Annotated in this window: 4 protein-coding genes and 1 pseudogene; 2 read left to right on the top strand and 3 right to left on the bottom strand. The window is 72.1% G+C overall.

What is annotated here, in order from left to right:
• Positions 1-579 (bottom strand): beta-ketoacyl synthase chain length factor (locus ACSAMQ_RS20115; protein ID WP_435397359.1); only part of this gene is annotated, 579 nt, incomplete at its 3' end.
• 38 nt (positions 580-617) lie between these two features.
• Positions 618-1,820: a beta-ketoacyl-[acyl-carrier-protein] synthase family protein gene (locus tag ACSAMQ_RS20110; protein WP_435397358.1), complete on the bottom strand. Its 1,203-nt coding sequence runs from the start codon at positions 1,818-1,820 to the stop codon at positions 618-620.
• Between the two features lie 289 nt (positions 1,821-2,109).
• Here ACSAMQ_RS20110 and ACSAMQ_RS20105 point away from each other — a divergent pair, with 289 nt between their 5' ends.
• The gene (locus ACSAMQ_RS20105) at positions 2,110-2,793 is read left to right on the top strand and encodes a YdcF family protein (RefSeq protein ID WP_435397357.1); all 684 of its coding nucleotides are present in this window, start codon (positions 2,110-2,112) and stop codon (positions 2,791-2,793) included.
• A 184-nt stretch (positions 2,794-2,977) separates the two neighbouring features.
• Here the strand turns inward: ACSAMQ_RS20105 and ACSAMQ_RS20100 are convergent, their stop codons facing one another.
• A complete protein-coding gene (locus ACSAMQ_RS20100; protein WP_435397356.1) occupies positions 2,978-3,685 on the bottom strand; it encodes a helix-turn-helix domain-containing protein in 708 nt (235 codons plus the stop codon).
• A 312-nt stretch (positions 3,686-3,997) separates the two neighbouring features.
• Between ACSAMQ_RS20100 and ACSAMQ_RS20095 the strand changes: the two are divergent.
• Positions 3,998-4,306, top strand: a pseudogene (locus tag ACSAMQ_RS20095) (hypothetical protein); the annotation flags it as partial.

Here is a 4,306-nt window from a genome sequence, read left to right as displayed (position 1 = left end):
CGGCGCGCGCGCGAGCACCAGCGCCGCGCCGAGCAGGCCGTCGCTGGGCCACATCGTCTGCAGCGGGCCGGTCGCGGCGCCGTCGTAGCCGACCAGCAGCACCGCCTCGTCGCCGGCGGCGATCTGGGCCAGCGCTTCGATCAGGCCCTGGGCGAAGGTCGCCTCGAGCGCGCTCAGCGCGGTGGTGGGGCGCATCGCGCCGGCGCCGATGGTCCAGTAGCCGGCGGCGGCGTTATGCACCGAATTGTGGAAGCGGGTCGGCGAGATCGTCCGCGGTTCGCTCGCCAAGGTCGCGCACATGTAGTCGGTGATCGCCATGTCGCCGTGGCAGGACACGAAGACCGAGGGCAGTTCGGCCGGATCGCGGGCGGCGGCCTGGCAGGCGGCGAGCGCGACTTCCAGGGCCACCGCCACCGTCTCCGGCGCGCGCCGGCGTTCGTTCGGCGCCAGCAACTGCGGCGACGGCCGCGAAGGCGCGTCGGCGACGAGTTCGCCGTGCGCGGCGAAAGCACGAGCGGCTTCCCACGAGGGCAGGCCGCGGCTCCAATAGCCCACGCTTTCGACGACGGCGCTGAGCACCGGCGAGCGCCTCGCCGGCGGGTCGAGATCGGCGGCGGTCATGGGCGCGCGAACACCAGCGAGCAATTGTTGCCGCCGAAGCCGAAGGAGTTGTTCATGGCGTAGCGGATCCGGGTGTCGGCCGAATCGAAGCGGATCTGCGGGCCGTTGGCCGGATCGGGCACGACGCTGTTGAGTGTGCCCGGCAGGTGCTCGCGTTCGAGGGCGAGCAGGGCGATGGCCGACTCGACGATGCCGGCCGCGCCGAGCGTATGCCCGGTCCAGCCCTTCGTCGAGGAGGCGTGCAGGGTGTCGGGGAACAGCGCGGCGATCGCCAGCGCCTCGATCTTGTCGTTGGCCGGCGTGGCGGTGCCGTGCAGGTTCAGGTAACCGACCTCGGCCGCGTCGACGCCGGCGCGGGCCATCGCGTCGCCCATCGCCAAGCGCGCGCCCAGGCCTTCGGGGTGCGGCGAGGACATGTGGTGGGCGTCGCTGGATTCGCCGTAGCCGCGCAGCTCCAGCGCGGCGCGTTCGCCTTCGTCGAGGCGCTCGAGCACGGCGTAGCCGCCGGCCTCGCCGAGCGACAGGCCGATGCGCTCGGCATCGAAGGGGCGGCAGGGCGCGTTGGAGACCAGTTGCAGTGAGTTGAAACCGAACAACACGCTGCCGCACAGGGTGTCGACGCCGCCGACCAGGGCCGCGTCGGCCAGGCCTGCGGCGATCAGGCGCGCGGCCTGGGCGAACACCTTGGCGCTCGACGAGCAGGCGGTGGCGACGGTCACGCAGGGGCCGCGCAGGCCGGTCGCGGCGGCGACGAAGGCGCCCAGCGAATGCGGCGTATGCAGGGTCGGCCGGGCCAGGTCCTCGGGGAATGCGCGGCCGTCGTCGCGCAGGCGGGTATAGGCCTCCTCGGTCGCGCCGATGCTCGAGGTGGAGGTGCCGACGATCACCGCGACCCGTCCGGCGCCGTGGCGGGCGACCGCGGCGGCCAGCGCTTCGCGTACGCCGTCGTGCTGCAGGCTCAGCCAGGCCAGGCGGTTGTTGCGGCATTCCCACTCGCTCAGCGCGTCCGGCAGGGCGGCGTCCTCGAGCCCTTCGACCCGGCCGATCCAGCAGTCCAGCGGCGGCTCGCCGGCGGCGAGCGGGGCGAAATCGTTGTGCCGCAGGCCGCTGCGCCGCTCGCGCAGGGCGCTCGCCTGGGCGTCCAGGCCGCGGCCGAGCGCGGTGGTCGCGGTGTAGGCGCGGACCGCCAGCGGCGGCATCGGTAAAGGTGGGGACGTCACGTAGTCGGTAGAATCGCGCGGTGGGGAACGCCCGCAGTATAGCGAGGGGCGCTCGGGGCGCCGCCGGCGGGGCCGCGGTCCCGGCCGGCCGCCGCGATGCAGCGACGCTGAATGCTTCATGCGCGGGCGCTCGAATTCGTCCGTGAATCCGTCCGAATCGTCTGTCCGTGCCGCGATGCCGCCTTGCGGCGGGGGCGCGGCACCCTCATACCGCAGTACTCGTCGCCTCGTTCCGGTCTTTCTAGCCATGCAGGTCGCTTCCGCCGCCATGTCCCACCGCCTCGGCCACCGCCTGTCCCTGTTGGGCGATCGCGACGTGCTGCACGTCGCCGCGGTGGCCTCGGCCGCGTGCGTGCTCAGCGCCGGCCTGGTCTACGTCGGCTACTTCGTGCACGTGCTGCGGGTCGCGCGCAACGCGCCCTGCCAGCCCGAGCGAGGCGAATGCGTGCTGTTGTTCGGCAAGCACGCGCCCGGCGGCCGTCTCGACCAGGATTTCGAGGCGCGTCTGGACCGCGCGGTGTCGTTGTGGCGCGAGCGTCCGCCGCGCAACGTGGTGCTGCTCGGCGGCGGCGCCGCCGACGAGCCCAGCGAGGCCGAGCTCGCGCGCCACGGCCTGCTCGCGCGCGGTTTCGCCGCGGATGCGCCGATGCAACTGGAGTCGGAATCGCGCGATACCCTGCAGAACCTGCGCAACGCCCGGGTCGTGCTCGGCGAGGGCATGCGCTCGCGCGTCACTTTGCTGAGCAGCCGCTACCACCTCGCGCGCTGCGCCCTGTTCGCGCGCCAGCTCGGCTACGACTGGGAGCTGTGCGCGGCCGAGCCGCGCCTGCGCTTGAGCCCGCGCATGATGTGGCGCCTGGCCGGCGAAGCGGCTTACGTGTGCATGAGCGACATCGGTGCGCGCTGGGCGCGGCTGACCGGCAACCGGCGCATGCTCGCGCGGGTCAGCTGAACCCAATCGCCGAACCGCACCGCTGAACCGCAGGTGGCGTCCGGCCGCGCGGCCCAGTTTCGCAATGGGAAAATCCGGCGTCGTGACCGGCGTCTGCGGCCCGTGTGACGGTTATCCGCAGTCGCCTGGACCGAACGTCCCTGCGCGCGAGCGTGCCTCGCCAGGGCGGGGACGCGGCGTGAGCTCAGACGCTGGCGCTGCGCCGGGCCTTCGCCGGCCGCGCGGCCGGCACGCGGATCGGTTCGGCGGCGGTCTTGCGCGACAGCGCCTCGCGCAGATGCGCTTCGTTGCCCGAGCACACCGCGAGCACGCGGCAGGGGCTCGCCGATGCGGCGATGTAGGCATGGCCCATCGCGCTGTCGAAATAGATCGAGTCGCCGACGTCCAGGCGCGCCGGCGCGTACAGCTCGCTGTGCAGTTCGACCGTGCCTTCCAGGACCAGGGCGAATTCCTCGCCGGTGTGGCGGATCAAATCGCCGAACTCTTCCAGCGAACGCGCGTGGACCTCGGCGATGATCGGCACCAGGCGCTTGTTGAGCAGTTCCGAGGCCGGATAGAAGTGGTGGTAGTGCTCGGTGCGGATCGCATAACCCTCGCCGGCGCGGGTTATGCTGCGGCGTCCGCTGAAGTTTTCGTTGACTCCCGGCGGTTGCGACGAGAACAACTCGCCGATGTCGACTTCCAGGCCCTGGGCGATGCGGGTGAGCTTGTCGAAACTCAACGACATCTTGCCGTTCTCGATCTTCGACAGAGTCGAGATCGGCAGGCCGGTGCGCGCGCCGATCTCGGCCAGGGTCCAGCCGCGCTGACGGCGCAGCATCCGCAGCGCGATCCCGGGATTCGGGACCGCGGGAGCGGCCGTGGTTACGTTCTGGCTGCGCTTGGCGGGCATGAAGGCGGCCGAGAGGGGTCACGGACGACTCTAGGCGGCCCCCCGGGCCTTGCCAAGCCGCGAAAGCCAACCGTTGTTTACTTATCGAAAATAATTTTCCGATCCGGAAAGCGGGGCGGCGCAGCCGCAGACGGCTCGGACCACGTCGATTCGCCCGTTTCGGAGAGGGGCCGGGGCGATCGTTCGCGCTTTCGCACCCCGGGGCCTCGCCACCGCGACCGCGTACACTCGCCGCGAACGTCCGCGCCCGGGGCGACCGGCAGCGCATGCCTTGGAATACCGGGCGACGGCGCAGCCGCTTTCGGGGGTCAGATGAAGTCCAAGCGTTCGATGCGCGGCATCGCGGTGTCCGGCGCCGCGGTGATGATGTTGGCCGGTTCCCTGTGGGCGCAGTCGCCGCCGGCGGACCCGCCCGAAGCGGCCAAACCGCCGCCCGTCGCCTCCGCGCCGACCAAGGTCCAGTCAAGCGGAGCCGCACCAACTCGAGCCGAGCCGATCGAAACCGAGCCGGTCAAAGCCGAGCCCGTCAAAGCCGAGCCGCTCAAAGCCGAGCCGATCAAGGCAGCGCCGGCCGCAGCCGCCCCGCCGCGCACGCCCCCGCGGGTGGCGAGTCCGGCCCGG

The sequence above is a fragment of the Lysobacter sp. 1R34A genome (genome assembly GCF_051217035.1).
Lineage (GTDB): Bacteria > Pseudomonadota > Gammaproteobacteria > Xanthomonadales > Xanthomonadaceae > Lysobacter.
Note: the sequence above shows the minus strand (reverse complement) of the source record. Positions and strands in the feature narration are given on the sequence as shown.